1 protein-coding gene is annotated in these 359 nt (G+C 60.7%); it reads right to left on the bottom strand.

What is annotated here, in order from left to right; genetic code table 11:
- Nucleotides 1-359 (bottom strand): substrate-binding domain-containing protein (locus EN874_RS32550; RefSeq protein ID WP_145971770.1); only part of this gene is annotated, 359 nt, incomplete at both ends.

Below are 359 nucleotides of genomic sequence, written 5' to 3' on the forward strand. Positions count from 1 at the left end.
GTACCCGTCAAACAGCTTGATCCCCTTGAGTCCGGCGGCTTCCACCGCAGCCAGCGCCGCACCGCCGGTGTCGTCATTCATCGAGAAGATCGCATCGACGCCATTGTGGGTCTTGGTCAGGCACTGATCCATTGCAGTCTGAGCATTGGCGGGGAGCCACAGCAGCGCATCCGCCTGACAAACGACCTCCAATTTGCCGGCCTTGATCAGCGGATCGAGATATTCGCCGATGCCCTTCACCTGGTCGCCGTAGAACGGAAACTTGGGATCGCCGTAAATCTTCGCCAGCCGGACAGGCTTGCCGGTCTTGGCGTTCATCTCCTCGATTACCTTGGCCGCCGCCTGCGCCTGCTTCTGGC

Origin of the sequence: Mesorhizobium sp. M1D.F.Ca.ET.231.01.1.1 (assembly GCF_003999155.2) — a bacterium.
In the GTDB taxonomy this organism is placed as follows: Bacteria; Pseudomonadota; Alphaproteobacteria; order Rhizobiales; family Rhizobiaceae; genus Mesorhizobium.